At 51.1% G+C, this 1,424-nt stretch carries 1 protein-coding gene; it reads left to right on the top strand.

The genetic code is table 11. The features are described 5' to 3' along the window. Positions 1–1,424, top strand: a 1,424-nt coding sequence (locus tag ACTJJH_RS18340; protein ID WP_440601571.1) for an Ig-like domain-containing protein, incomplete at both ends; no start/stop codon positions are given.

The raw sequence follows: 1,424 nt of genomic DNA, 5'->3' as shown, positions 1-1,424 counted from the left end.
ACTACAGCCGTTACAGTTGTTATTAATGGGGTAACTTATACTGCAACTGTAGACAGTGCAGCAGGTACATGGACAGTAAGTGTGCCTGGTAGTGGTTTAACAGCGGATGCAGATAAAACAATTGATGCCAAAGTAACCTTCACTGATGCAGTAGGTAATAGCAGCACTGTTAACGATACACAAACATATACAATCGATACCACTGCACCTGATGCTCCAGTAATTAACCCTGTTAACGGGACAGACCCAATTACAGGTATAGCAGAAGCGGGTTCTACAGTGACAGTCAGCTTCCCTGACGGTACGACTGCAACAGTCGTGGCAGGCACAGATGGCAGCTGGTCAGTACCAAACCCGGGTAACCTGGTGGATGGCGATACAGTGACTGCAACAGCGACTGACCCTGCAGGCAATACTTCATTGCCAGGTACAGGCACAGTCTCTGCAGACATCACACCGCCGGTGGTTGTACTTGATGATGTGTTGACGAATGACAGCACACCTGCACTCACTGGTACAGTGAACGATCCGACAGCAACAGTGGTTGTGAACGTGGATGGTGTTGACTATCCGGCAGTGAACAATGGTGACGGCACCTGGACGCTTGCAGACAATACACTTCCTGCGTTAACTGATGGTCCACACACCATTACCGTGACTGCAACAGATGCAGCAGGCAATGCAGGTACCGATACAGCAGTGGTGACGATTGATACCACAGCACCAAATGCACCTGTACTTGATCCAATCAATGCGACTGACCCAGTGAGCGGTACAGCAGAAGCTGGTTCTACAGTGACAGTCAGCTTCCCTGACGGCACCACTGCAACAGTCGTGGCAGGCACAGATGGCAGCTGGTCAGTACCAAACCCGGGTAACCTGGTGGATGGCGATACAGTGACTGCAACAGCGACTGACCCTGCGGGCAATACCTCAGGTCCAGCAACAGCTGTGGTGGATGCAGTTGCACCGACAGTCGCACTTGATGATGTATTGACCAATGACAGCACACCTGCGTTAACCGGTACTGTAAGTGACCCGACAGCAACCGTAGTTGTGAACGTGGATGGTGTGGATTATCCGGCAGTGAACAATGGTGATGGCACCTGGACGCTTGCAGACAATACACTGCCTGCGTTAACTGATGGTCCACATACCATTACCGTGACGGCAACTGATGCTGCAGGTAATGCGGGTACCGATACAGCAGTGGTGACAGTTGATACAACAGCACCAGCAGCACCAGTGATTGACCCGGTTAACGGGACAGATCCAATTACAGGTACAGCAGAACCTGGTTCAACTGTGACTGTGACATATCCGGACGGTAGTACAGCAAGTGTTGTAGCAGGACCGGATGGTACTTGGACTGTGCCAAACCCAGGCTTAAATGATGGCGATACAGTAACGGCAGTAACAGAAGA

It is taken from the genome of Acinetobacter sp. 22301 (assembly GCF_052045285.1).
Taxonomy (GTDB): Bacteria; Pseudomonadota; Gammaproteobacteria; order Pseudomonadales; family Moraxellaceae; genus Acinetobacter; species Acinetobacter pittii.
This window is presented reverse-complemented; position numbering and strand designations above follow the sequence as displayed.